Genomic DNA, 24172 nt, shown 5'->3' on the forward strand with positions numbered 1-24172 from the left:
GTCTGTTTGAATTATGGTGCAACAGTCAACGATTGACATCGACCACCACCCGACCACGCAACTGACCAGCGAGCAAACGCGGTGCGGCCTCGATCGTTTCACTCAAACCGATTTCGTGACTGATCAACGGCAGCAAGGCGAAGTCGAGATCCTTGGCCAGACGATTCCAGGCCAGTATCCGCTTGGCTTTGGGTTGAGTCACGCTGTTGATCCCGGCCAGGGTCACGCCACGCAAAATGAACGGTGCGACTGAAGCCGGGAAGTCCATGCCTTGCGCCAAGCCACACGCGGCGACAGTGCCGTTGGCCTTGGTGCTGGCACAGGCGTTGGCCAGGGTGTGACTGCCGACCGAGTCGATGACCGCGGCCCAACGCTCCTTGGCCAAGGGCTTGCCCGGTTCGGACAGCGTGGCGCGGTCGATGATTTCGCTGGCGCCCAGTTGCTTGAGGTAATCGTGCTCGGAGGTTCGGCCGGTGGATGCAACCACCCGATAGCCGAGCTTGCTCAGCAGTGCGATGGCGAAACTGCCTACACCGCCATTGGCGCCGGTGACCAACACTTCGCCTTGCTCCGGCGTCACGCCATTATGTTCCAGCGCCAGGATGCTCAGCATCGCCGTGTAACCCGCCGTGCCGATGGCCATCGCTTGCGCCGCAGTGAACTCTTTGGGTAGCGGAATCAACCAGTCGCCATTCAAGCGAGCCTTCTGCGCCAGTCCGCCCCAATGCCCTTCACCAACACCCCAGCCATTGAGTACGACCTGATCACCGACCTTGTAGTCTGGATGCTCACTGGATTCGACAGTGCCTGCCAGATCGATGCCCGGCACCATCGGGAATTTTCGCACCACCGGGCTGCTGCCGGTGATCGCCAGGCCATCCTTGAAGTTCAGCGTGCTGTACGCCACACGCACAGTCACATCGCCCTCGGGCAGTTGATCGTCATTGATCTCTTGCAGTGTGGCCCGGTAACCGCTGTCGTCTTTATCGATCAAAATGCCTTGGAACATTGCTGCCTCCAGATGGAATCACTCAGTTGTCGTGCCGTTGAAATAACATATAGCAACATTTCACCGTACTCGACTTTAAGCCAAGAGTGACACACGGAACAAAAACTCGACTGGCCTTATGTCAGGCATAGCTGTTACAAAATCGGTCCTACCGTCCCTGCCCTGTTATGACGTCGGAGAACCCTTCAAATGAGCAAATGGCCAGATACCCGCATTCTTGACCTGCTCGGCATTGAGCTGCCGATCATCCAGGCCCCCATGGCCGGCGCGACCACTTCGGCCATGGTTATCGCAGCCAGTAATGCCGGCGGCCTGGGCTCGATGCCCGCCGCCATGTTGAGCATCGATCAGTTGCGCGAGGAGCTGAAAACGATTCGCCAACACACTCAGCGCCCGATCAACGTCAACTACTTCTGCCATCAGCCGCCCGCCGCCGATGAGCAACGCGCTCGGGACTGGAAGAATCTGCTGGAGCCCTACTACCGGGAACTTGGCGTGGACTTCGACGCGCCGACGCCGGTGTCCAATCGAGCACCGTTCGATAACGCGGCCTGCGAAGTGATCGAAGAATTTCGCCCCGAAGTCGTGAGTTTCCACTTCGGCCTGCCGGAAAAGTCCCTGCTGGACCGCGTGAAAGCCACTGGGGCGAAAGTGCTCTCCTCGGCCACCACGGTTGATGAGGCCATTTGGCTCGAACAGCACGGTTGTGACGCAATCATTGCCATGGGGTACGAAGCCGGCGGCCATCGGGGCATGTTTCTCAGTGATGATCTGAGCAGCCAAGTGGGGATCTTTGCGCTGGTGCCGCAGATCGTTGATGCGGTGAAAGTACCGGTGATTGCTGCCGGCGGGATTGCCGATGCACGAGGCGTCGCGGCAGCGTTCCTGTTGGGGGCTTCGGCGGTGCAAGTGGGCACGGCGTATTTGTTCACGCCAGAGGCCAAGGTCAGTGCGTCTCATCACAAGGCGTTGCGCACGGCCAAGGAAAGTGAAACCGCCGTCACTAACATTTTCACCGGACGCCCGGCGCGCGGCATCCTCAATCGGGTAATGCGCGAACTCGGACCGATGAGCGCCAAAGCACCGGCCTTCCCGCTGGCGGGTGGTGCGCTGATGCCATTGCGGGCCAAGGGAGAAGCGGATTTCAGCAATCTCTGGGCAGGTCAGGCATTCACCTTGGGCGTTGAAATGACCACGGCTGAACTGACCCGGCGCCTGGCTGAGGAAGGATTGGCTAAATTGACTCGACGCTAGGCGCAAAACCCGTGGTGAGGGGGCTTGCCCCCGTTCGGCTGCGAAGCAGTCGCAAAGCTTTTGGGGCCGCTGCGCGACCCAACGGGGGCAAGCCCCCTCGCCACAAGTAAGCCCCTCGTCACAACTGAACGTCTCTCGCTCTTACAAAGTTCCGTTTGCAGGCATTTCGCTATATATTCCGCTATATAGCGTTTACTCCCCCCTCGCTGCACTGGCCTACAACGGAGCCGTTTCATGACCATTCGTGCCTCATGTTTTGCCCCCACCTGCCTGGCAACCCTGATCGCAGTGTTCGCTTTCGGGTCCGCCCAGGCGGATGAAGTCCAGGTTGCTGTCGCCGCCAACTTCACTGCACCGATTCAGGCGATCGCCGCCGATTTCGAAAAAGACACCGGGCATAAACTGGTCGCAGCTTATGGTGCCACCGGCCAGTTCTACACCCAGATCAAGAACGGTGCACCGTTCGAAGTGCTCCTCTCGGCGGATGACACCACCCCGCAAAAACTCGAAACCGAAGGCGACACCGTCAAAGGCTCGCGTTTCACCTACGCCATCGGCACCCTGGCGCTGTGGTCGGCCAAGGAAGGTTACGTCGATGCCAAGGGCAAAGTGTTGAGCGACAACCAGTATCAGCACCTGTCCATCGCCAACCCGAAAGCCGCGCCTTATGGTCTGGCCGCCACTCAGGTGCTGGCCAGGCTGGGCCTGACCGACAAGGTCAAAACCAAGATCGTTGAAGGCCAGAACATCACCCAGGCCTACCAGTTCGCGTCCACCGGCAACGCCGAACTTGGTTTTGTGGCCTTGTCGCAGATCTACAAAGACGGCAAAGTCACCGGCGGCTCGGCCTGGATCGTTCCGGCCAACATGCACGACCCGATCAAACAAGACGCGGTGATCCTCAACAAGGGCAAGGACAACCCGGCTGCCAAGGCGCTGGTTGACTACCTCAAAGGTCCGAAAGCCGCCGCTGTCATCAAATCCTACGGTTACCAACTCTAAATGACGCTATCGAGTGCTGACTTTTCCGCCATCTGGCTGACCCTGAAACTGGCGTCGCTGACGACAGTCATTCTGCTGGTCATCGGCACTCCGATTGCGTTATGGCTGTCGCGCACTCGCTCGTGGTTGCGCGGCCCGGTCGGGGCGATCGTCGCCCTGCCCCTGGTACTGCCGCCAACGGTGATTGGCTTTTATCTGTTGCTGGCGCTTGGCCCTAACGGGTTTGTCGGCCACTTCACCCAATCACTGGGGCTCGGCACCCTCACGTTCAGTTTTGCAGGGCTGGTGATCGGCTCGGTGCTCTACTCGATGCCGTTCGTGGTCCAGCCACTGCAAAATGCTTTTTCCGCCATCGGCACTCGCCCCTTGGAGGTGGCCGCGACCTTGCGCGCCAATCCCTGGGACACGTTTTTCAGCGTGATCCTGCCGCTGGCTCGCCCCGGTTTCATCACCGCTGCCATTCTCGGTTTTGCCCACACTGTCGGTGAGTTCGGCGTGGTGCTGATGATCGGCGGCAACATTCCCGATAAAACCCGCGTGGTCTCGGTGCAGATCTACGATCACGTCGAAGCCATGGAATACGCCCAGGCCCATTGGCTGGCCGGGGCGATGCTGGTGTTCTGCTTTATGGTGTTGCTGGCGCTTTACTCCAGCCGTAAAACCAAAGCGGGCTGGAGCTGATCGATGATTCATACGCGTCTGAAACTGAAGTATTCAGGGTTCGCCCTGGAGGTGGATCTGCAATTGCCCGGCCGCGGCGTCACTGCGCTTTACGGCCATTCCGGTTCGGGCAAGACCACCTGCCTGCGCTGCATTGCTGGCCTGGAGAAGGCCGAGCAGGGTTTCATTCAAGTCAACGATGAAATCTGGCAGGACAGCGACAAGAAGATTTTCGTGCCGCCACACAAACGTGCGCTGGGTTACGTCTTCCAGGAAGCCAGCCTGTTTCCCCATCTGTCGGTGCTGGCCAATCTGGAGTTCGGCCTCAAGCGCATTCCTCGCCCACAGCGACGGGTCGACATGGCTCAAGCGACCGAACTGCTCGGGATCGGCCATTTGCTGGATCGCCATCCGCAGCACCTTTCCGGCGGTGAACGGCAGCGAGTCGGCATCGCCCGCGCCCTGCTCACCAGCCCGAAACTGTTGCTGATGGACGAGCCGCTGGCGGCTTTGGATAGTCAACGCAAAAACGAAATCCTGCCTTACCTGCAACGACTGCATGATGAGCTGGACATCCCGGTGCTGTACGTCAGCCATTCACAGGATGAAGTTGCGCGGTTGGCCGATCACCTCGTTCTGCTCAGCAATGGCAAAGCGCTGGCCAGCGGCGCTATTGGCGAAACGCTGGCCCGTCTCGACCTGCCCCTGGCGCTGGGCGACGATGCCGGCGTGGTGATCGAGGGGCACGTCAGTGCTTATGATGCCGACTATCAGTTACTGACCCTGCAACTGCCGAACACGACCCTGAACATTCGCGTGGCTCACTCACCGATGACCCCGGGTCAGGCGCTGCGCTGCAAGGTTCAGGCACGGGATGTCAGCCTGAGCCTGCAAAGTGTCGAGCAAAGCAGCATCCTCAATCGCCTGCCGGTCACCGTGATCAGTGAGTTGGGTGCGGACAACGCCGCCCACGTGCTGATCCGCCTGGATGCTGGCGGCACGCCGCTGCTGGCGCGGATCACCCGCTACTCCCGGGACCAATTGGGCGTGCACCCCGGCCAGCAACTCTGGGCACAGATCAAGGCGGTGGCGGTGCTGGCGTAAATCCGCTGGCACCACTGCAACAGCGTGCGGTCAATGGCTGTAACGGCCCCTGATCCACCGCCAAGGACTACCGCCATGCCCGATAGCGCGCTGCCCGATGTGCTGCCATCCGACCTGCATTACGTCGATGACACCCAGCCCGGCATCACCCGCAAGAAACTGCGCGGCAAGTTCTGCTACTACGACCCTACGGGTCAGCGCATCACCGATCAAGACGAGATCAAACGCATCAATGCCCTCGCCGTACCGCCGGCCTACACCGATGTGTGGATCTGCGCCGACCCGTGCGGCCATCTGCAAGCCACCGGTCGTGATGCCAGAGGTCGAAAGCAATACCGTTATCACCCGCGCTGGCGAGAGGTGCGTGATGCCGATAAGTACTCACGTTTGCGGGACTTCGGCCTGGCCCTGCCGAAACTGCGCCAACAGCTTGAAACGCTGTTGGCGGCTCCCGGTTTCAGTCGCGACAAGGTCATGGCCACGGTCATCACCTTGCTTGATGCGACGCTGATCCGGGTCGGCAACTCCCAGTACGCTCGGGACAACCGCTCCTACGGCCTGACCACCCTGCGCAACCGTCATGTCGAGGTCAACGGCACCGCGATCCAGTTCCAGTTCCGTGGCAAAAGCGGCGTCGAGCACCAGATCACCGTGAAAGACCGACGCCTGGCGCGGATCATCAAACGTTGCCTGGAAATTCCCGGGCAAAACCTGTTTCAGTACCTGGATGAAAACGGTGAGCGACACACCGTCAGCTCCTCCGACGTCAACGCGTACCTGCAAACCCTCACCGGTGCCGACTTCACCGCCAAGGACTACCGAACCTGGGCCGGCAGCGCGTTGGCGTTGGCGGTGTTACGGGAACTGCAGTGGGAGTCCGAGTCGGATGCAAAGCGGCATGTGGTGGAGATGGTCAAGAACGTCGCCAAACAACTGGGCAACACCCCGGCCGTCTGCCGAAAGTGCTACATCCACCCGGCGGTGCTCGATGGTTTTCTTTTGGGTACGTTGGCTGAACTGCCCAAGCCTCGAGCGCGCAAAGGGCTCAGGGCGGAGGAAGTCGGGCTGGCGGTGTTTTTGGAGAAGATGATCGCAACCGTTGAAGCGACGAACTGACCTGTCTATTTTTTGCACGATCGCAAATGGCTTCTATAGTTGTTGTGAACCTGAATTAGCTGCGGTGACGCCATGGAAGACATTTTCGTTGTGAAGCGATGTAACAAGATCATCATCCATGGTCGCCGAGCCGGAGAAACCGATCATCCACCACCTGACGCCGCTGTCTGGTATCGCATCGCCGATACTCGAACCCGCGGCTTCATCGGGGACGGTTTCGATCGTGAAGAAGACGCCCGGCGCGAATGCCGGCAGCTGAATGCCAGGTCGCAAGTGACGGCCCGACAAGGCTGATGCTACCTGCCTTTCACGGGTCTATACTGAAAAACGGCTGAAGGATTAGCGACCCATCGGCAGACAGCTCGCTCTCCGCGGGCTTTTTGCTGCCAGTTAAAGGTTTCTTGAACGGAGGTGTTTGCCATGTCCGAAAAAGAGTCCATCACCACACTGCTCACCCTGCTCGACTCCCGTCAGGCTCGCCTGGCAGCGGCATGCAAGGAAATTGCCGACTGGGTCGATCATCAAGGTGGGCACCCGACGGCCCTCAGAATCCGTGATCGTCTGAACGACATCGAGAAGGACACGCCACTGATTCGCAATACGCTGTCGTCGCTCAAACCTGTCGACCCGCCCCTGCCGCGGTTCAGATGATTCGATCTGGACAATCTCAAGGACACGGCCTGATTCAGGACGCATGAACGGCGACCTTATCGTCACCGGGTGCGTCCTTGCGTGAACGCTTTCTGCGGCATCCCCAACCCAGCCTGACGCTGGGCTTTTTTTATTACTGCGCAGCCTGTTTCACGCTGTGTTCACAACTCACGCCCTACAGTGACCGGACTCCTTTGAAGAATCCCCCTGGCCCGCCCGCATGCGGGCCTTTTTTTGTCCGCATTGCACAGACAACGAACGTTCACCGCACGCTGGAGGTCAAACAATCACACGTCACGAAGGAGGCGTCTTATGGTCACTCACTTCAAAATCGGCGGGCATCTGGCCTGCGGTCACAAAGGCAGCAAACTCGTTTCAACCAGCGAACTGACCCGGGTGAAATGCAGAAGCTGTCGCAACACCGACGCGTTCAAGGATGCGCGCAAAGAACAGCGCAACGCTGCACGCCGCGCCGCACGCAAAGCTAAAGTTACGCATACCGCCAATGACTGGCGCGCGGCCTGGGTCGAACGGCTCACCGCCATGGAAGGACGGCAACGATTGCCTCGTGGTTTCACCGGTCAGCCTTTCGTTTAGCTGACAGCATCGGCGGCGGAATCGAGTTCACTCGATCCGGCCGCTGGCGCCATGATTTCCAGCAACGACATGCGTTTGAAGGCCTCGACCCGCGACGCATCGCTGTCGGGGAATACCCGCAGCATCGTGTCGGCCAACAACCCGCCCGCAATACGACTCTCCTGCAGTTCCAACGCCATGAGCTGTTTGTCCGCCTGCATCCCGGACCAGGTCGGCCGGCACGGGACTTTTCCGACTATGTTCGGCGCACGGCGGCTACGGGCGCCTGGGCAAATGAGGGATGAACTCAAAGCAGCTTGGCGGCAAGCAGATTTCTCGACTAGGGTTCTATCGAATTGAAATGGCGCCGGCTGCGTTGGCGGGCCTTGATCAAGGAGGAGACCGATGACACCTATTCGTATTGCTGAGAAAACCTATCGCACTTGGTCCAGCCCTATCTTGCTTGAACTCAAAGAAAGACAGCATCAGCTCGATCCGGCAGCCCGCCAGGCCCTGCAAAATGTCTTGCTCGAGAGAAGGCTTGTCGATACCGGCAGCCCTTCTGGTGAAGATCGACGCGGCGCTAATCCAAGGGCTGGCGGCCCGGGTCAATAACTGCCACTGGCTAAAACAGCAAGCCAGTAACAAACAAGGGTTTGCATCAGATATAGCTCGCAAACCCTTGATTTAATAGCATTCCTTACACCGGAATCGACCTGGCACTCCGGGGGAGTATCAATGCATCAGGTTGCGCAATGTTATCTTGGCGTATGGAAGCGGCGTTTGATCCAGCACCGCTCAGGGCTTTCGGACAGCGAAACGGCCGTGCATTGGCTACAGACACCGCGACTGTTTGCCGACCTGCGAATCCCCCCCAATCCGCTCCCAAATCTGGCGCTCGAAGAACTCAGCCACTCTCAACGTCTGGTGCTGTGTGAACAGAAAGGTTTTGCCGGGGTAACCCAGATAAACGCCGACATTTGCCAATGGCATCGCAAAATGGATTATCAGCCGGCTAGTGGCGCTGAAGACATTGGTCGCATGCACTTTGAAACCAGTGAGTGCCTGATCGAAACCGCTCTGGACGAAAGTTACTACGAAATATGGGAACGCTTGCCTGACTCCCTCGGCGCTTGTCGTGGCCAATGGTTGCAAGCGATGGATGAGCCATCGCGTCAGGGCTGTCTGTTATTGGCCGGGGACTATTTTCTGTTCGCCGCCAGCCGTCCCACACCACTGACACCGGGCATTCATTTGCGCGAAACGTTCAGCCAATCCGATAGCTCAATAAACCCTGCTTCCCTGTTCGCCTGCGAACTGTCTTTTGGCCGGCATCACGCCGGGGAAACCCCATGGAAAATCGAGTACTCAACACTCCCCGCCAAAACGGGCCAATGCCTGCTGCCAGCATCGGTGGACCCGTTTGCCCCGGATATTTTCGCCAATGAAGCCGTCATGTCTTCACTCGGCACATTCATTCCAGCGGGCGGTTGGCGCTGTGCGCCTGATCCATGAGACGTGAAGATTGCCCGACTTGCGCTGGCAGAGGATTTGTAACGAAGGCGGCGGCCACTGGTCTACCCTGAATGTACAGCCGGAGGGTTCAACCATGTGCGGACGCCTTTCACAGTACCGGGGAATTCACGACTTCGTCGCGGCGCTCAGCATTCCCAACGCACTGATCAACTATGCCGGCGACCAGCCTTTCGAGCACTATAACGCCGCACCGACTACGCAACTTGCCCTCTTTCACCAAGAAGGTCAGTTTCTGCGGGCCGACATGGTTCGCTGGGGCTGGCGCCCACACTGGGCCAAAGATCGCGTCGCACCGATCAATGCTCGAGTTGAAAAAGTAGCCCATGGCCCATTCTTTAAAGCGATCTGGCCCCACCGGGCGATCATCGCCATCGACAACTGGTTTGAGTGGGTTTATGAAGGCGGACCGAAGAAACAGCCCTACCTGATTCGCCACCGTGACCGGACGCCAATCCTGTGTGCCGCAATCGGTCAGTACCCCGTCGCCGAGCATGAACCGAGCGAGCATGACGGCTTCGTTATCATCACCGCAGACAGCGCCGGCGGTATGGTGGACATTCATGACCGCCGCCCGGTGACGCTGTCACCCGAGCTCGCTCGCGAATGGCTGGTCCCCGCCATGCCGAAGGAGCGCGCCGAGGAAATTGTGCTGTTCCAGGGCGAGCCCACCGAGGCGTTTGAGTGGTACCCGGTGGACCGAGCTGTGGGCAATGTTCGAAATCAAGGCCCCGAACTGATCGAGCCCATTGGAGAAATTACCAGCGGAGATGAGAAAGGTAACGGGGGATCAGCTTCAGCACGTCACCAGCGCTCCGAGACTTAGGCACAGATTCAATCTCTTGCCAGGTGTTGATAATCAGGATGCGTGGACTATCGGTATTGATTCCGTACGTCGCACTATCCGGCTATCGACGTCCGGGCCTGCGTGAGACCGCCCTGGCTGCGGTGTAAATTCGGAAGCATAAAAAACCCGACACGGTGGTCGGGCTCATTAACTGGGAAAGCATTAGGGTTTGGGATACTCGCTGGACACCGAGTTGGTGGCGTCCACATCGACCATTTCTTCATCGACAGGTGCTTCGTCGTCCGGAGGCAACGGAACCTCAGGTTCTTTCCTCTTAGGATCATGGCCTGTTTCGTTATCAGTGCCGCCCGTTACGCCCTGCTGAGATTTGTTTCCAGGAGCATTCTCGTCAATGTCCATGCTGGCTCTCCGTGTTGATGCGCGGGATATCCGTGCTTGTACTTGAGAGTTGCCAGAGCATTGTGAGTGCCTAACTTTGGACAAACGGCGAATAGAGGTAACCGGTGAGCCGGTACGGACAAGGCTGAATCCAGTGGCAAAAAATAGCGGACCTTTGCCACCTAAAATCTATCCGCGTTTGGTTAATTAGCAGGCCGGAAATTCTCGTAGGAAAGCGATTTTCGTTCCGGTCCTGAATGCCAAACCTGCTCCAAAACGTTTTTACACATCCTCGACCCGAAGCTGTCCCCAAAAAAACTACTAATGAGCAACAAAATATAAAAATGAACTATACCCAATAGGGAAAATCGCTACTGACTCCGGGACCTGATGCCATTTGAAGATCGTCGTCCCAGGAACTTCAACGTCAAACAGACCGAGAAATTCTGGTTATGAACGCTTTGAAAATCTGCCCGGGCCACCAGGGCGGTCTGTCCATGTTGCTCGATCTGGACGAGAACGACCCGAGGATCTTCGTCACGCAATCGGTGCATAAACAGCAGCCCGGTTTTCCCCAGGCCTCGCAAATTCACAAGAAGGACCGACACATCAAGGGCCAGCCGCGTTATTGCAATCACGCACGGCTGAACAACGCTTTCATGGCCCAGGCATCCACCAGCCCGTTTTACCCCTTGTTCGCCTCGCTGGATGTGAATGCGCGTATTCACTCAGGCCGCAGCGGCTTGCGCCTGTGGGACGATGGGGCGCCGCGGTGCTCAAGTACTTCCTGGCGCTGGAAGAAGGCATCAACCGCCCGCCCGGCTTCACCCCTGAATTTCAGGGCGTCTACCTGAAACACGAAGGCGGTCGAACCCGTGCCTACGGTTACGTACTCAAGGCCTGATGCTGCACCCTCATCCTTGCACAAGGAGATACGCATGAGGCATTAGCCCCTGTCCGGCCGCGTGCTGCACGTTGCCGAACCCAGGTTCAAAACTTCGCACAAGGCAAGGAGTTTGCGATGGCTGATTCAAGCAAAAAAATGGGCCTGATGGGGCTCACGACGCTGGTAACAGTCAACATGATGGGCTCGGGAATCATCATGTTGCCCACTAATATGGCTCAGTTGGGGGCCGTGTCGCTGCTGTCATGGATTTTCACCGCAATCGGTTCGATGGCCATCGCCTACTGTTTTTCCCAGTGCGGCGTCTTTTGTTCGCGTTCAGGCGGCTTGTCCGCCTACACCGAGGAAGCCCATTCAAAGTCCGGTTTTTTCCTGTGTTCGTACCTGTACTTCCTGTCCCTGGCCATCGCCAACGTGGCCGTGGCCATCTCGGCGGTGGGCTACATGACGGCCTTCGTGCCCTGGCTCGGCACGGGTGCCATTCCGTTATGCGTCGGCACGATCGGGCTGATCTGGCTGACCACCTTCGCCAACTTCGGTGGCCCTGGCATCACCGGCAAGATTGGCGCTTTCACGGTGTGGGGCGTGATCATTCCGGTAGCCGGCCTGAGCATCATCGGCTGGTTCTGGTTCAAGCCGGATGTGCTGGCCGCCGCCTGGAATCCCAACAACCTGGCGATTTCCGAAGCCGTCAGCAAAGCCATACCCCTGACCCTGTGGGCATTCCTGGGCATGGAGTCCGCGGCCCAGGCCACCGATGCCGTGGAAGACCCCAAGCGCAACGTACCGCTGGCCTGCCTGTTCGGCACCCTCGGAGCCGCGGTGGTTTATGTGCTGTCGACCACCGTCATCCAGGGCATCATTCCCAACGATGAACTGGCCAAATCCTCGGCGCCTTTTGCGCTGGTCTACGCCACGATGTTCAGCCCGATGGTGGGCAATATCGTCATGGCCCTGGCGGTCATGGCCTGTGTCGGCTCGCTGCTGGGCTGGCAATTTACCCTGGCGCAAACTGCCAAGATGACGGCTGACCAGAATTTGTTTCTGAAGCTGTTCAGCAAGGTCAACTCCATGAATGCGCCTGTCGTTGGCATGATCGTCTGCGGCGTGCTGCAGACCCTCATGGCTCTTTCGACCATCTCGCCCGATGCCGCCGCCCAGTTCAGCAAGCTGGTCAGCCTGGCAGCGGTCACCAACCTGATCCCCTATATCACTGCGCTGACGGGCCTGCTGGTGATCATGCACAAGGCAGGAGTCTCATCAGCCATTCATACGCGTAACGTGGTGGTTTTGTTGATTGCAGTCACGTACTGCTTGTACGCCCTGTATGCCTGCGGCAAGGACGCAGTCATGGGCGGCACCCTGGTACTCGCGGTCGGCTACCTGCTTTATGGATTCCTCGCCAAGCGCTTCACCGAAGCGCCAGCCACCAACCAGGCCAGGGCCGTAAACCCTTAGGCGCTGCCAACAGGACTGCACAGACAACTGCATACGGGGAAACCGGACATGAACGTACCATTTGCCACAACCACCAGGCTGCTGCTTGCCCTCGCTCTCTCGACGCTGCCGCTAATGGCCGGCGCCAACACCCTTGAACGCGTGCGCAGCAGCCACACCTTTACGCTGGGTTACATGCCGGACCTGGCGCCCTTCAGCAAGCACGAAGGCGACAAGGCCAGCGGTTATGCCATCGACCTGTGCCTGAAAGTCGCCGACAAGCTCAAGAGCGAGTTGGGTCTGCCCGACCTGAAAGTGCGCTATCAGCCGGTACAGGTTTCGGACCAGGTCAGTGCTGTGAGCCAGGGCAAGGTCGATATCCTCTGCACGCCGACTCCGCCAACCCTGGAGCGGCGCAAGATGATCAGTTACTCCATACCGATCTATACCGCTGGCCTCTCGGTCGTGGTGCGCAAGGATGCTGCCGCGCCTTTGCTCAATGTGCTCAACGGCCAGGTCGCTTACACCGGTCCGACCTGGCGTGCCAGCATCAACAATGGTCTGGCCAACCAAACCTACGCGACCCTTGAGGGAGGAGTGACCGAAGACTGGATTCGCGAACGGATGCGCCTGCTCAACGTGATCGCCTCGCTGGTGACCGTGGCCAACAACGACGAGGGCGTCAAACTGGTCGCCGAGGGCAAGGCCGATGCCTTTTTCTCAGAACGCATGCTGCTGCGCAACGAAATCACGAAGGAGGGCGCGGCCAGGAACCTGATGGTCCTGGACCGCATTTTCGAGTACTCGCCGGTGGCGATGATGGTGGATCGCAACGACGAAGACTTCCGCTTGCTGGTTGATACGGCCCTGAGCGAAGCCTATTCCTCCGGCGCCATAGAAAAGGGATACGACCAGTACCTGGGCGGTACCGACGATACCGTGAAAAAACTGTTCAGGATTTATGCATTGCCCTAGTGACATCGTCAGCAATAGGCCGCTTGCGGGCGGCCTTTTTCATATGGCTCTCATCCGGACACCACGAACTTCGACTGCAATCACCATGAATCGCGTCTGCCTGGAGATAGTCATGAGCACATTTGCAGTTTTCGGAATGAACACTTCGGTGTCGCCCAACTCAGCAGCATGTTCGACGCCCTCCAGTACGCGGCTGATTACGCGGACCGCATCCGTAAGCTTGGGCGGTGTCGCGATGTCATCATCAGGGCGAAGATCAAGCTGCCGCAAAACGACTTGAGGCAAAAGTCGCCCACCAAACTTTCGTGGCTGGACTACTCGCCGGAATCGACAGCAGCCGCTTGACCCGCCCTCACCTATTGCGTTGAGTACTGTTTTCAAGCCGAAAGATCAGGCCCAAGAGTCAAATCGATGTCTAGCCTCGCCAATGCTTTACCGCGAGCTAACGCCTCATTGAAGCTGTTGTACTTGGCATTTTCACGGATTGCTTCAACCCGGCTTTCTTTGTTCTCTACAGCGATTCTAAGTCCTGTTGGCACAGAATCACTGTCGCTATCCCATTCGAAATCAATCTTCGCTTTAACGCCTCGATGCTCATAGACAACTGGGTACGGCCTATCCACTAACACCATTTCGATCTCCTTGATCCGGCTCCATGCCGGGCCGAACACAAATACCCCACTTCAACGAATCACGCCAGCCGGCGAGGATCACTTATGTTCACAGCAATCGATTTGTTTTCCGAGTTTGGCGGATGGACCCGAGGCGGGGTTGATGCCGGCCTGCAAGTACTCTGGGCAGCAAACCATTGGTCAGCAGCCGTTGAGTGGCACACGAAGAACAACCCGGACAAAAACCACTCAGAAACGAAAAAGGCCTACGCCGTTAAGCGTAAGCCCTTGATATTCATGGTGCCCGAAGCCGGAATCGAACCGGCACGCCCTTACGAGCGGGGGATTTTAAGTCCGGTAGTTTTTCTCTATTTATCAATGAGATATGCCATATACCGCACCTCAATCCACGTTTGATTGCTGGCCTACAGGCCTTTGTAATCGGGTATATCCATCCTAGTTGCGGTGCAAAATCGCACCTTTTCTACAACGTCCAGTGCGCGTAAGCCTCTTGTAAGCAATACTCCTTAGCTAAGACAAATTCAGATAGTCCTTTAACAGGCCCCTGCCACCTATCACGGATAGAAACGTCCACACAGCAAAGGAAACGATGCGATGGCCACCCGGTTCCGCAAATCAATCAAGCTAGCACCTGGCATTCGTATGAACTTGAGCGGATCAGGGGTCGGTTGGACGCTCGGTCCCAGAGGGACAACAGTCGGAATAGGCAAGCGTGGAGCTCACCTAAACACTAGCTTTATGGGCTTCTCAAGTAGTCAAAAGCTATACGGCCCTTCTCGCCCTACCTCATCTGAGAACAGAAGGCCTGCGCCCGTAGAGCTGACGCTGAGCTGTTCTATTGATGATGCTGGCAACATGCATTTCATGGATACCCAAGGCAATGAGTTGCCCGAGCATCTTGTCGAGATTGCCAAGAAACAGAATCGAGACGCCATTCTCAGCTTGATCCAGCGAAAATGTGATGACATCAATGACGCCATTGAAATGCTGGGCAAAATCCACCTGGATACCCCAGACTGCACGGTCGCGCCTGCTTTCCAACCTGTAGCCTTCGAGCATCCTGAGCCAACGCGTCCCCAACCGCGTAAACCGTCTTTTTTCGACAAGCTTTTTAAAAAAAGAATGCAGCGTATTGCTATAGAAAACGCAGCAGCACAAGATGATTTCGCAGCGCGTCATCTCAACTGGCAAGATAAAAAATCCTCTTTTTTGCAACTCGTGCAGTCAAGGAAAGCTCTAGTCGAGAGCGGCATATATCGCTGTGTCGCCGATATGGAAATCTGGCTTGAGGACAATTTTCAAGATATTCATTGGCCGCGTGAGACTGCAGTCTCCTTCGACATACTTGAAGACGGTCGACGTGTTTTACTCGATGTTGACCTTCCAGAGCTTGAGCAGATGCCTTCCCAGACGGCTACAGCACAAGTACGAGGCCTACGCATAAGCCTTAAAGAAATGTCAGCGACAGCCATCCAGAAGCTGTATATGTCGCACGTCCACGCCGTGGCTTTCAGGCTTATAGGGGAAGCTTTTGCAGCCCTGCCGAATTTGCAGCAGGTTGTGTTATCCGGTTATTCACAACGCCCAGATAAAACGACCGGGCGAGTCGGTGACGAATACCTTTTTTCCGTTCAGGTCAGCCGCAGCGACTGGGGAAAAATCGATTTCAACCAATTATCGAAAATTGACGTCGTTGAATCTCTTACGCGCTTTGATCTTCGACGCCAGATGAGCAAAACGGGAATCTTCAAACCAATATCCCCCTTTGGTAGCTGACCGAGACTAAGTACGAGTTAGAATCTGTTCGTCAAGCATCAGCGGTGAAGCGGAAATGGCACGCCTTGCAGCAACATGTCGATCAACCACCTCTTCCGACGGAGCCTCAATAAGGGAGCTAGTACCTCTCGACTCGAGCCTGGCCGCCTTAATTGATCCTATGATGGATTGAGCGTACTAACTGCCATCCTCCAGCAAACAAAGGCCTTCAGGGCTTCTTAAAATCACCCGTACCACTTTCGTACCAATACCATTCGTGAGCACTGAGATCCCGCCCCTATCTAATCCGATGTAGCAAATTTTAAGCAACTGGTTTCGGCTCCAATCCGAGGCACTGTGTGCCCGCAATTTTTTCATCACATATCAACCGATAATCGCAAAAAATGCATATGCTAAGCCGTCAACATAGTGCTTTCGCTCCGAACGCTTCCCAAAAATTAACTAATGGACAAACAATGCTCGATTTACTTAAAGCGTTTTTCTCTCACCTAGGGTATACGGAGCTTACCTCGTGCTTTGCCGGGATATCAAAAATTGCCGGCTACCATATAACGGAAGAGGAGCGGACACCGTTTTTACACTTTCACAACCACATCACTAACCCTCAACCGAAATACATAACGAACTGGAGAAAAGACCCTAAAAACGAACATTTTTATATAAAGCTGGTTGATGGAATACTACATACCACTCAAGGCACATATGGGTGCCTCAAGTACCATCAGGAGAATATAACCAACATCGAAATGGAAATGGTGAAATGCGTTGAACAAGTTGATTTCAAAAAAATACTCGGAAACTCATCAATGATGATTGGAAACACTCAAAAATGGGATTATGAGTACCAAGCTTACGTATTAACCTATCGCCGCTGCCTTGATCAATTTGCTAACGCGCTTTCGACGTTTTTCAAAAACCAGGCAAATTCTTTTCGCACATTCGACAAATATCTTAAATCGCGAAAAATCCAACAGGTAGCCCTTCCACTTGCAGAGGTTCATGCTAAACACATAAAAAACTTTGAATTTGTTATGTCCGAAGGTGGGGCAAGATCAGTACGAGATACAATCGCTCATTATCAATTTGTGCCAGCCGGGGTACTAAACTTGACGCCCATGGGTATCGTTTTTGCTGGCGGAGGTGAAAACATGTTTCTAAGTTCCGCGGAACCAACACTACTTAGTAAAATCTTAGAAAGAAAAACAGCAGCTCTACATGCCTGCTTGTCCGAGATGATATTTTGTTTCGTTCAAGAGGTAGAAAAATGGGAAACTGGCTATTGATCTCACGCCAATGGCATTTAATGGGCTCTAAGGATGCGGTACGGGACTAGCGGCATACACGGGGCTGGACGCGCAGATAGTTTTTACTCTCGGACCCAATGGGCTCGTTTTGAATAAGGAAAGTGGATGTCTAATTTACGTGATCTTATTGTGGATATTGTGAAGACGGAGCTTAATGAGGAACTAAGATTCAACCTCCCCGGTGAAAGCGATCGATTTATTGTTCCTGATAAGTACAAGTTAATGTTGTCGCACCTCCCTCATATAAAAGAAAACGATGGCCAAATTTTGAATCTTGTAAATATGCGAGGCACACTGAATTTATCGAGTATCGGCGAGGCACTCGTTCGTAGGGGGTTGGAGGCTGGGGCCGAGAGATCAGTTGATGCTTTGTTTGAATTTATCGAGCAAGACTATAACCCTTGCATTGAAGTGGTTTTGTTGCGCGGCTTAAAAGTCCCTTGTACATTTAAGCTGTCGGATGATGTTTTTATTGCAAGTCCAGACGCAGTTCCTTCAACCACCTTAAAGCATTTTTTGAAAGAATATGCGGAAAGGAAAGGGACTTTTGATTTTATGTCGCCGACGATGCCGGTGGATTACACACCTTCTGCAGGAAGTCCTGATTCGGTGTTGTTTCGCCTTACAAAAGTGCGACCGAAATTTCTCCAGCCTAATGATGCAGCATTGCAGCATTTCGATATTGACGACATTAATTATCTAAAAGATGTTTCGGAGTTGCTGACGATTATGTCGCCGTCAATTGTCGTTAATCGCCGCAGCTATTCGGAGCTACAGGAAGGTGCCTTTCTATATGGAGTTACTGCTCGCAACTGGGAAACTAAATATTCAGAATCCGGTACTGGCCAGGTGCACGATGCGACGTTAGATGAGTTGGAAGATTTTAGGCGAACACTCAGCGCCTACTTTGCGTTGCCAAGGGTGCAGCGAGAAAAACTTAAGGTACCGATTCATCGCCTCAATGAAGCTGTTCGTCACGACAACTTGGTGGATCGAGCTATCGACCTTGGCGTAGCGATGGAATCATTGTTACTGGCGGAGCTTGACGATACGGCCCAGCTTTCCTTAACGCTTCGACTCCGCGGTGCTTGGCTTTTAGGGCAGGATTTTGCGGAGCGCCGGGTTATTTATTGTTTGCTGCGGGATCTATATAGCTGCAGATCTTCCGCTGCACATTCTGGAAAACTTTCAAAAAAAACCAAGGACGCGGCGCGAGCGGAAATTGCTCTTAAGGATGGCTTGCCATTATGTGCGCGCGCAATTAAGGAAGTCATCTTTCGAGGAGGGGAGCTGACGTCTAGTTTTTGGGACGAATTGTTGCTAGGTGGTAGGTAGCGTCCGACTTCCGCCTTTGGCTGAGAACGGTTTATTAGAACCTGTCCTTTCGATTCTGTCGTCTGCCTCAGAGGGAACCTCGCTATGAGATTCCGAAGCTGATAACGAGGGTTCGATTCCCTTCACCCGCTCCACTATTTTCAAGGCTTCCAGCCGAATGGAAGCTTGGCTGCTCAAGACTGGTGACAGTTTCTCTTTTCATGCGATTGAGCATAAAGCTCACGCAGACGCGCAGAGCCCGCAGTTTTCGGGAACGCCCTCGGAAACCAGTAATTTTGGTATGACCTTCCCCCTCCTACGTCGAAGCCTCGATTTCATTGGCGTTCGACGACATCATTCAAAGTAATTTTTTAGTAAGGTAGAAGTAAGATCATTACCTATTCGAAAGGTAATTTTTTTATTCCATAGATACCTTATAAATCAATCGCTTAAGGTCTCATTACCTTTCTGATTACTCCAGATTACCTTTAGAAGTAATCCAGCAGAGCCAATGAATACAAGACTTTCACTGATCCGCCAGTCCACAAACTACACAATTACTTTTTTCCGAGGGCTCCTCTGAAATTATTGGCTTCCCACATTCTTTTTCAGAAGCAAATGCTCCTGAAGCACCTTGGCCCCCAACAATAATCTTTCAGCTCTTGATTTCGTACGTATATCCCCAAAAAGCTCGCTCGCTACACGCGATTTCGCCTCCAGATCTTCGTGCGACTCCTGCAAAGCGATGAACCAAATTTGATAGATCATTGCCTCGGTGGACAACGGCGCTAGCAGACTCGCGTTCATGACGGCCCAAAAGGTCAAGGCTTCGGTCTCTGCCGGATCAAACTCAAATATCCCATCAGGATCAATATCCGCGTGTTTGAACCAGTTTTGAGCCTTACGCATGATAAAAAAGTACTCTTTTGGCGGCAGATTATTTGCCCCCTGCACGAGCTTGTCCCACGACTCTTCTGGATGACGCTTCTCGACCAGACGACTCAGAATCTCTGAAGCAGCCCCGACTAACGTGTGTGCTGCTATTGGATCGTCATTTGCGAATAGCATTCGTATTGCGATGCTCAATTGCCGCTGAGCTACCTCTAATTTTGAAACGGTCAGATGCCCGGACATTTTTTGCACTCGATGATGAGGAATACCGCGAAGCAGTAGGTCACATCTTCCTATGTATAAAGCAGGTCGCAGGGTTTTGCAGGGATTTATTCCCCTGCAATCTCCGTCTAGAAACCTGGTCTAGGTAGCGATGAGCATGTTGCAGCAGTGCAGAAAAGAAGACCTATTTAACCTGCAGGCGAGGTGGGGGGATGACGGCGCGCGCCAAGTTTGAACCATATCGCCGGATCGCTTGTGGCGCGCCAACAGCCCGAATATCTGAGCAGCTCAGCGATTCGTGCTCGCGCCCCCTCATCAGCTCGACCACTGTGCAATCATCCAGCACTTGAACAGCGATTGATTTTCATGAGCTTCGACCAGACCAATGCGGTCAGGCTCTAAGCATTGGCGCTCGGCCCTCGACGACCACGACTTCCGAATACATAACCCGGAGGGCATGAGGAATGATTGCCACACATGTGTCGGTAGAGGCTTTGTCAAAGGACCACTCACCTTTTAGCGATTTTTGCTAATGGCAATATCATTTTTTTCCGGTACAAGGTAGCTTCGGTTTCATGCCCGACAGCTGCACTATGACGGTGTCAAACTCACAACATAAAAGACTGGGCAATAAAAGGATTTGGAAATGGCTGAAGAAGCAATTTACCCTGGCGGTTCAAGAAAACGAGTGAGTCGGGCAGGCGACAACGTTCGAATTGACGCCGCTAGCAAGGATGATTTAGATACTATTGAAGAGTGGCGAGCGGCTCATCGAGGGGTGCTTAACACCTTCCAAGCTATTCTGAGGACTCGGACCAAGTTTACTGACATAATTGTTGCTCAGCGACACAAACGGAAAAACACGATATTCAATAAACTGCGACGTCTGCCCGGCATGAAACTTGCTCGCATGGATGATGTAGCAGGATGCAGGTTAATATTTCAAAGCCTCGACGAGTTATATGCTTTTCGGGCAAGTTTTCACAAAGCTCGCTTCAAACACAAAAGAAGAAACGACGAAGAAAAGTATCATTACATAAACAATCCAAAGGACACGGGATACAGAGGAATCCATGACGTTTATGAATATGATGTAAATTCAGTTGCAGGCCAGAACCTGGCTGGCTTATATATTGAAATCCAGTATCGAACACTAGTCCAACATGCTTGGGCAACAGCGATCGAAGTGATAGGTTTCATCACCGAAAGCCAACCTAAATTCAAGCAAGGTGATCGTAGATATGAACAAGCCATGGCACTAGCGAGTGAGATACTAGCTAGGGCGCATGAAGGACTGAAGGGACCATTCCCCGACCTATCCAACAGAGAACTGCTTGAAAGCTTTCTTGTTTTAGATAAGGAACTCTCGCTTCTGCAAACATTGCGCGGCCTAAACGAAGCCAAAGGGGAGATTTCCGACAAACGAAATACTATCTTGATTTTTTCTGAGTCAGGTGAGCTTGAAGTAAAAAGTTATCGAGACGCGCCAGATGCACTACGCGCATTGTTCGATTTAGAAAAACAAATGCCGAACAAGGACATCGTTTTGGTACGAGCCGACTCGAGCGAAGAAGTAAGATTAGCATTTCGAAACTACTTCTCGGATGCAAGGGAGTTCATTCGGCTGCTAGACGACGCCTGCGACAAACTCGGAAGAGTACCCAACGACCACCCTGCCGACATTGCGAACTACTTAGCAACATATGAAAATAGCGGAGATTAAATTGACTTCGAAAGGGGAGCTCATCACTCCCCACCGATTTCATAAGCCTTAAACCGAATTACTTCCTCACCCAGCCAATCGTTCAGTTGCAACATCCGCGTCTGGATAGGCTCCAGTTCATTCGCCGCGTAAATCTGCGCCGCTTCTCTGATCGATCCGAATCCCCCCGCATTTTGTGGAACGATACCCATCAAATGCGGCGGAATCCGCAAGCTAGTCAGTACGTCATCCCGTGTCTGATTCTTGATCGAATTGAATTCATCCTTTGCTGCCACCTCACTGACCGGGATCAGCTGAATCCCGTCCTTCTTGCCGGTCGGCGAGTACACGAACAAATTACGAAAATTCCCCGGCCCCTTGGACTCCTTCAGCGCCTTTCGCAGTGCATCGATATCAGCCTCGGTCTGCGCAGCGTCGGTCATGTACAAGATAAACCCCGCATGGCTGCCGTTCTCGTAGTACTTGCGACGGAATAAGGTGGCCGACTCATTGAGCAGCGCTGACTGCAACGCACTGATCCACTCCGGCAACCCATAAATCTCCTGGTGCAGGTCCGCCTCGCGCAGGTGAAAGATACTGCCCGGTTCAAATGCATGCTCATTTTTCCAACCCTGTACCTGATAGAAGCTACCATCCGGACCTGCGCGCATGTACTTAGCCAGTGGCGGCACCAGTTGCCGAGTGTTGCCCAGCACCGAACGCCGCGTTTCCAGGTAACCATTACCCAGGCACAGAAAATCCAGAGCGAACTGCTCAAACGCAACCCTCGACAACAGCGGATGTGGGATAAACGTCTTGCTCAACAGGTTGCGCTTGAACATCAACCCCGAATGCAGATGCACACTGGCCCCGACTGACAGGGCCAAACCGTTCAGCGACAACGGCGGCTCATACCACCGCCCGTTGAACCAGCACTCCAGATAGTCGAATACCTCCCGGCCACCCAGCACCGGCGATGGCTCGCCGAAGCTGAAAACCTGTGTGCCCGTGCTGGCGGGAGTGGTCGCAGGCACCAGCGATTGGCTGTCGAGCTGTTCAGTCATCAATAAATCTCCATCCGCCCAGTATTGGCAGCCGTCTGCCCCTCAAGCGGTTCGTTATGCAAAGCATGAAAAAGCGCCCACGCCAGATCGGCGTGACCGGTGTTGTCGTTGCGCCCGGCGGTGTAGGTGTACTGGCGCCCGCCAGCAGTGACCGTTTTACGAATCGCCATCAGCGACTGCGCCATGTCCGTCCAGCCGGCATCGAACTCCAGCCGCCCCTTGTGGATCACGTCATAGGCTTTCAGCACGAGGCGTGTTTTGACCTCGGGCGAATAGCTAAAGGCAGTTACAGCCGGGAAGAACTGACGCACCAACTGCGCCACACCACTCCCCAGCCCAGTGACATCAATCCCGATATAAGTCACCCAATACCGATCGCAAACACCCTTGATAAAAGCCGCCTGCGCAGCAAAGTCCATTCCCCGAAACTGATGCCGCTCAAGCACCCGAAACTTCCCGCCCGGCACCAACGGCGGCGCAACCACCACCAGTCCCGAACAATCACCCGTCTCAGCCGGGTCATACCCCACCCACACCTGACGATCGCCAAACGGCCGCATGGCAAACGGCTTGTAGTCCTCAGCCCACTCAACCCAGCTATCGACCATGCACGACTGCAGAAGCGTTAGCGGGAAGATGCTCGCCCCATCGTCAATAAACTCGCACATCAGCAGATTGGCGAACGCCTCGGCGCTGTACTCCCGACGCAGTTCCTCAAGGTTAAATTTGTCGCAGCCGCCCTGCCGCGCATCCAGAATCGTGACGATGTGCCGCCATAGCTGGTCCTCACAAAAACGCCCCTGCTGAAGCGCACCGTGGGACACGTCCACCTTCGTATGCTGCGCAGCCGGCAGGCCCTTGTTAAAGCGTTCACCGGTCCAAAAGCTGTAAGCCTCGTGGGCCATGCTGGACGGTGTCGAGAAATAGGTCTTGCGCCACTTACTGTGCATCGCCATGCCCGAGGCGACGTTGTTCAGCTCCTCAAACTTGAACGTCCAGAAGAATTCATCGAAGTAGAAATTACCGTGGTACCCCTGGGCGGTACGGGCATTGGTGCCGAGAAAATACAGCTCGGCGCCGTTGGGCAGGACGATGGGGTCGCCCGTAAGGTCAACCCCGATCACCTCACGGGCAAACGCCAGAATGTAACCCCGGAACAGATAGGCCTGGTTCTTCGAAGCCGACAGAAAAATCTGATTGCGTCCGGTCTCCAGGGCATCAATCAACGCCTCACGGGCGAAGTAGAAAGTCGCGCCGATCTGCCGGCTTTTAAGAATGACGCGGGTGCGCTGATTGCCCGCCCGGTACCAGTCTTTCTGGTAGTCATAACAGCCATCGATAAACGCTTCGCGAAGCAGCTCGACCTGGTCTTCGCTGATGTCGTTCTTCGGTTTTTTCTTCTTTGGCCCTTCGTTGCGTTTGGCCAGGTTCGGGTTGAGGTCGGTTTCAGTACCGCCGCCCTGAAAGCGCTGAATGCGGGCCTGCCGCTCCAACTGCCGATGCAGCAGATCAATCTCTTTGAAGTCGCCGCTGGTCTTGCCGTCCTTGAGGATCAGTTGTACTAACCGCGCCTCAAGCGCCCCACCGATGCGCTCCACGTTATCCGCCCGATCCCACTCATCACGGGCCTTCCAGCTGTGTAGCGTCTTCTCCTTTTCGCCCGTCGCCTCGGCGATCTCGCAGACACGCCAACCCATCCAGTACAGGAACTTGGATTGACGTCTGGGATCGATGGGCAAGAGCGCGGTCGTAGTCATGGCTGCGATGCTGCCGCCCAGACCCACGACTCAATAGCACCGCCCCTTGTACCCTCCCCGCCTACAGCCCCGCCTCGTTGCCGCCGCCCGCGCGCGTCCCGAA

General features: G+C 54.9%; 26 protein-coding genes and 2 pseudogenes. 20 read left to right on the forward strand and 8 right to left on the reverse strand.

Annotated elements, in window-relative coordinates; all coding sequences use genetic code 11:
* Nucleotides 1–25: 25 nt before the first annotated feature.
* Nucleotides 26–1009, reverse strand: coding sequence for an MDR family oxidoreductase (locus tag DFS28_RS13065; protein WP_111450124.1), 984 nt, complete (start codon nt 1007–1009; stop codon nt 26–28).
* 189 nt (nt 1010–1198) lie between these two features.
* On the opposite strand from DFS28_RS13065, the gene DFS28_RS13070 reads away from it, so the two are divergent.
* From DFS28_RS13070 to DFS28_RS13110, 8 genes are all read left to right on the forward strand, one after another.
* The gene (locus DFS28_RS13070) at nt 1199–2263 is read left to right on the forward strand and encodes a nitronate monooxygenase family protein (protein ID WP_111450125.1); all 1065 of its coding nucleotides are present in this window, start codon (nt 1199–1201) and stop codon (nt 2261–2263) included.
* Between the two features lie 234 nt (nt 2264–2497).
* Nucleotides 2498–3265, forward strand: coding sequence for a molybdate ABC transporter substrate-binding protein (gene modA, locus DFS28_RS13080; protein WP_111450127.1), 768 nt, complete (start codon nt 2498–2500; stop codon nt 3263–3265).
* The gene (gene modB / locus DFS28_RS13085) at nt 3266–3946 is read left to right on the forward strand and encodes a molybdate ABC transporter permease subunit (protein WP_111450128.1); all 681 of its coding nucleotides are present in this window, start codon (nt 3266–3268) and stop codon (nt 3944–3946) included.
* Nucleotides 3947–3949: 3 nt separating this feature from the next.
* Entirely contained in the window at nt 3950–5029 is a 1080-nt protein-coding gene (modC, locus tag DFS28_RS13090) for a molybdenum ABC transporter ATP-binding protein (RefSeq protein WP_111450129.1), read from the forward strand.
* A 75-nt stretch (nt 5030–5104) separates the two neighbouring features.
* A complete protein-coding gene (locus DFS28_RS13095; protein WP_111450130.1) occupies nt 5105–6145 on the forward strand; it encodes a DNA topoisomerase IB in 1041 nt (346 codons plus the stop codon).
* Between the two features lie 72 nt (nt 6146–6217).
* Complete coding sequence (locus DFS28_RS30855) at nt 6218–6439, forward strand: hypothetical protein (protein ID WP_111450131.1); 222 nt, start codon at nt 6218–6220, stop codon at nt 6437–6439.
* Nucleotides 6440–6565: 126 nt separating this feature from the next.
* A complete protein-coding gene (locus DFS28_RS13105; RefSeq protein ID WP_007946177.1) occupies nt 6566–6796 on the forward strand; it encodes a hypothetical protein in 231 nt (76 codons plus the stop codon).
* Nucleotides 6797–7108: 312 nt separating this feature from the next.
* A complete protein-coding gene (locus DFS28_RS13110; RefSeq protein WP_111450132.1) occupies nt 7109–7393 on the forward strand; it encodes a hypothetical protein in 285 nt (94 codons plus the stop codon).
* On the opposite strand, the pseudogene DFS28_RS13115 reads toward DFS28_RS13110, so the two are convergent.
* A pseudogene (locus DFS28_RS13115) lies at nt 7390–7611 on the reverse strand (TetR/AcrR family transcriptional regulator); the annotation flags it as partial. The gene DFS28_RS13110 and the pseudogene DFS28_RS13115 overlap by 4 nt on opposite strands.
* Before the next feature lie 166 nt (nt 7612–7777).
* On the opposite strand from DFS28_RS13115, the gene DFS28_RS13120 reads away from it, so the two are divergent.
* From DFS28_RS13120 to DFS28_RS13130, 3 genes are all read left to right on the forward strand, one after another.
* Entirely contained in the window at nt 7778–7987 is a 210-nt protein-coding gene (locus DFS28_RS13120; RefSeq protein ID WP_111450133.1) for a hypothetical protein, read from the forward strand.
* 123 nt (nt 7988–8110) lie between these two features.
* Nucleotides 8111–8887 carry a hypothetical protein gene (locus tag DFS28_RS13125; protein ID WP_111450134.1) on the forward strand — a complete coding sequence of 259 codons (777 nt, stop codon included), beginning with the start codon at nt 8111–8113 and terminating at the stop codon, nt 8885–8887.
* Nucleotides 8888–8981: 94 nt separating this feature from the next.
* Complete coding sequence (locus DFS28_RS13130) at nt 8982–9731, forward strand: SOS response-associated peptidase family protein (RefSeq protein ID WP_111450135.1); 750 nt, start codon at nt 8982–8984, stop codon at nt 9729–9731.
* 183 nt (nt 9732–9914) lie between these two features.
* Here the strand turns inward: DFS28_RS13130 and DFS28_RS13135 are convergent, their stop codons facing one another.
* Nucleotides 9915–10112: a hypothetical protein gene (locus tag DFS28_RS13135; protein ID WP_111450136.1), complete on the reverse strand. Its 198-nt coding sequence runs from the start codon at nt 10110–10112 to the stop codon at nt 9915–9917.
* Between the two features lie 476 nt (nt 10113–10588).
* Between DFS28_RS13135 and DFS28_RS13140 the strand changes: the two are divergent.
* The 4 genes and pseudogenes from DFS28_RS13140 to DFS28_RS13155 form a co-directional block, all read left to right on the forward strand.
* A pseudogene (locus tag DFS28_RS13140) lies at nt 10589–10852 on the forward strand (ornithine decarboxylase); the annotation flags it as partial.
* An 11-nt stretch (nt 10853–10863) separates the two neighbouring features.
* Nucleotides 10864–10995: a hypothetical protein gene (locus tag DFS28_RS30525; RefSeq protein ID WP_158539683.1), complete on the forward strand. Its 132-nt coding sequence runs from the start codon at nt 10864–10866 to the stop codon at nt 10993–10995.
* Nucleotides 10996–11112: 117 nt separating this feature from the next.
* Nucleotides 11113–12453 (forward strand): putrescine-ornithine antiporter, encoded by a 1341-nt coding sequence (gene potE, locus DFS28_RS13150; RefSeq protein ID WP_111450137.1) that lies wholly within the window; start codon nt 11113–11115, stop codon nt 12451–12453.
* A gap of 48 nt (nt 12454–12501) precedes the next feature.
* Complete coding sequence (locus DFS28_RS13155) at nt 12502–13407, forward strand: amino acid ABC transporter substrate-binding protein (protein ID WP_111450138.1); 906 nt, start codon at nt 12502–12504, stop codon at nt 13405–13407.
* Between the two features lie 39 nt (nt 13408–13446).
* On the opposite strand, the gene DFS28_RS30420 is transcribed toward DFS28_RS13155, so the two are convergent.
* Both DFS28_RS30420 and DFS28_RS13160 read right to left on the reverse strand, forming a co-directional pair.
* Nucleotides 13447–13692 (reverse strand): hypothetical protein, encoded by a 246-nt coding sequence (locus DFS28_RS30420; RefSeq protein ID WP_132834035.1) that lies wholly within the window; start codon nt 13690–13692, stop codon nt 13447–13449.
* Between the two features lie 92 nt (nt 13693–13784).
* A complete protein-coding gene (locus DFS28_RS13160; RefSeq protein ID WP_111450139.1) occupies nt 13785–14039 on the reverse strand; it encodes a hypothetical protein in 255 nt (84 codons plus the stop codon).
* An 84-nt stretch (nt 14040–14123) separates the two neighbouring features.
* Between DFS28_RS13160 and DFS28_RS31190 the strand changes: the two genes are divergently transcribed.
* From DFS28_RS31190 to DFS28_RS13180, 4 genes are all read left to right on the forward strand, one after another.
* Nucleotides 14124–14435, forward strand: a complete 312-nt coding sequence (locus DFS28_RS31190) for a hypothetical protein (protein WP_306109812.1) — start codon at nt 14124–14126, stop codon at nt 14433–14435.
* A gap of 198 nt (nt 14436–14633) precedes the next feature.
* Nucleotides 14634–15815 carry a DUF4236 domain-containing protein gene (locus DFS28_RS13170; protein ID WP_111450140.1) on the forward strand — a complete coding sequence of 394 codons (1182 nt, stop codon included), beginning with the start codon at nt 14634–14636 and terminating at the stop codon, nt 15813–15815.
* 455 nt (nt 15816–16270) lie between these two features.
* Nucleotides 16271–17098, forward strand: a complete 828-nt coding sequence (locus DFS28_RS13175; protein ID WP_111450141.1) for a hypothetical protein — start codon at nt 16271–16273, stop codon at nt 17096–17098.
* A 126-nt stretch (nt 17099–17224) separates the two neighbouring features.
* Nucleotides 17225–18454, forward strand: a complete 1230-nt coding sequence (locus tag DFS28_RS13180) for a HEPN domain-containing protein (protein WP_111450142.1) — start codon at nt 17225–17227, stop codon at nt 18452–18454.
* A 564-nt stretch (nt 18455–19018) separates the two neighbouring features.
* Here DFS28_RS13180 and DFS28_RS13185 read toward each other — a convergent pair.
* Entirely contained in the window at nt 19019–19567 is a 549-nt protein-coding gene (locus tag DFS28_RS13185) for a hypothetical protein (protein ID WP_111450143.1), read from the reverse strand.
* 625 nt (nt 19568–20192) lie between these two features.
* Here DFS28_RS13185 and DFS28_RS13190 point away from each other — a divergent pair.
* On the forward strand, nt 20193–21269 hold the full coding sequence (locus DFS28_RS13190) for a RelA/SpoT domain-containing protein (protein ID WP_111450144.1): 1077 nt from the start codon (nt 20193–20195) through the stop codon (nt 21267–21269).
* A 23-nt stretch (nt 21270–21292) separates the two neighbouring features.
* On the opposite strand, the gene DFS28_RS13195 is transcribed toward DFS28_RS13190, so the two are convergent.
* Together DFS28_RS13195 and DFS28_RS13200 are read right to left on the reverse strand one after the other, a co-directional pair.
* The gene (locus tag DFS28_RS13195; RefSeq protein ID WP_111450145.1) at nt 21293–22312 is read right to left on the reverse strand and encodes a phage portal protein; all 1020 of its coding nucleotides are present in this window, start codon (nt 22310–22312) and stop codon (nt 21293–21295) included.
* Nucleotides 22312–24069 carry a terminase ATPase subunit family protein gene (locus tag DFS28_RS13200; protein WP_111450247.1) on the reverse strand — a complete coding sequence of 586 codons (1758 nt, stop codon included), beginning with the start codon at nt 24067–24069 and terminating at the stop codon, nt 22312–22314. The genes DFS28_RS13195 and DFS28_RS13200 overlap by 1 nt, the downstream gene beginning before the upstream one ends.
* Between the last annotated feature and the right edge of the window lie 103 nt (nt 24070–24172).

Source organism: Pseudomonas sp. 478 (assembly GCF_003254125.1).
Classification (GTDB): domain Bacteria; phylum Pseudomonadota; class Gammaproteobacteria; order Pseudomonadales; family Pseudomonadaceae; genus Aquipseudomonas.

What these genes read in the sequence shown, in the direction of transcription:
- DFS28_RS13065 (WP_111450124.1), bottom strand. Translation starts at nt 1,009, where the DNA reads ATGTTCCAAGGCATTTTGATCGATAAAGACGACAGCGGTTACCGGGCC.
- DFS28_RS13070 (WP_111450125.1), top strand. Translation starts at nt 1,199, where the DNA reads ATGAGCAAATGGCCAGATACCCGCATTCTTGACCTGCTCGGCATTGAG.
- modA (WP_111450127.1), top strand. Translation starts at nt 2,498, where the DNA reads ATGACCATTCGTGCCTCATGTTTTGCCCCCACCTGCCTGGCAACCCTG.
- modB (WP_111450128.1), top strand. Translation starts at nt 3,266, where the DNA reads ATGACGCTATCGAGTGCTGACTTTTCCGCCATCTGGCTGACCCTGAAA.
- modC (WP_111450129.1), top strand. Translation starts at nt 3,950, where the DNA reads ATGATTCATACGCGTCTGAAACTGAAGTATTCAGGGTTCGCCCTGGAG.
- DFS28_RS13095 (WP_111450130.1), top strand. Translation starts at nt 5,105, where the DNA reads ATGCCCGATAGCGCGCTGCCCGATGTGCTGCCATCCGACCTGCATTAC.
- DFS28_RS30855 (WP_111450131.1), top strand. Translation starts at nt 6,218, where the DNA reads ATGGAAGACATTTTCGTTGTGAAGCGATGTAACAAGATCATCATCCAT.
- DFS28_RS13105 (WP_007946177.1), top strand. Translation starts at nt 6,566, where the DNA reads ATGTCCGAAAAAGAGTCCATCACCACACTGCTCACCCTGCTCGACTCC.
- DFS28_RS13110 (WP_111450132.1), top strand. Translation starts at nt 7,109, where the DNA reads ATGGTCACTCACTTCAAAATCGGCGGGCATCTGGCCTGCGGTCACAAA.
- DFS28_RS13120 (WP_111450133.1), top strand. Translation starts at nt 7,778, where the DNA reads ATGACACCTATTCGTATTGCTGAGAAAACCTATCGCACTTGGTCCAGC.
- DFS28_RS13125 (WP_111450134.1), top strand. Translation starts at nt 8,111, where the DNA reads ATGCATCAGGTTGCGCAATGTTATCTTGGCGTATGGAAGCGGCGTTTG.
- DFS28_RS13130 (WP_111450135.1), top strand. Translation starts at nt 8,982, where the DNA reads ATGTGCGGACGCCTTTCACAGTACCGGGGAATTCACGACTTCGTCGCG.
- DFS28_RS13135 (WP_111450136.1), bottom strand. Translation starts at nt 10,112, where the DNA reads ATGGACATTGACGAGAATGCTCCTGGAAACAAATCTCAGCAGGGCGTA.
- potE (WP_111450137.1), top strand. Translation starts at nt 11,113, where the DNA reads ATGGCTGATTCAAGCAAAAAAATGGGCCTGATGGGGCTCACGACGCTG.
- DFS28_RS13155 (WP_111450138.1), top strand. Translation starts at nt 12,502, where the DNA reads ATGAACGTACCATTTGCCACAACCACCAGGCTGCTGCTTGCCCTCGCT.
- DFS28_RS13160 (WP_111450139.1), bottom strand. Translation starts at nt 14,039, where the DNA reads ATGGTGTTAGTGGATAGGCCGTACCCAGTTGTCTATGAGCATCGAGGC.
- DFS28_RS31190 (WP_306109812.1), top strand. Translation starts at nt 14,124, where the DNA reads ATGTTCACAGCAATCGATTTGTTTTCCGAGTTTGGCGGATGGACCCGA.
- DFS28_RS13170 (WP_111450140.1), top strand. Translation starts at nt 14,634, where the DNA reads ATGGCCACCCGGTTCCGCAAATCAATCAAGCTAGCACCTGGCATTCGT.
- DFS28_RS13175 (WP_111450141.1), top strand. Translation starts at nt 16,271, where the DNA reads ATGCTCGATTTACTTAAAGCGTTTTTCTCTCACCTAGGGTATACGGAG.
- DFS28_RS13180 (WP_111450142.1), top strand. Translation starts at nt 17,225, where the DNA reads ATGTCTAATTTACGTGATCTTATTGTGGATATTGTGAAGACGGAGCTT.
- DFS28_RS13185 (WP_111450143.1), bottom strand. Translation starts at nt 19,567, where the DNA reads ATGTCCGGGCATCTGACCGTTTCAAAATTAGAGGTAGCTCAGCGGCAA.
- DFS28_RS13190 (WP_111450144.1), top strand. Translation starts at nt 20,193, where the DNA reads ATGGCTGAAGAAGCAATTTACCCTGGCGGTTCAAGAAAACGAGTGAGT.
- DFS28_RS13195 (WP_111450145.1), bottom strand. Translation starts at nt 22,312, where the DNA reads ATGACTGAACAGCTCGACAGCCAATCGCTGGTGCCTGCGACCACTCCC.
- DFS28_RS13200 (WP_111450247.1), bottom strand. Translation starts at nt 24,069, where the DNA reads ATGACTACGACCGCGCTCTTGCCCATCGATCCCAGACGTCAATCCAAG.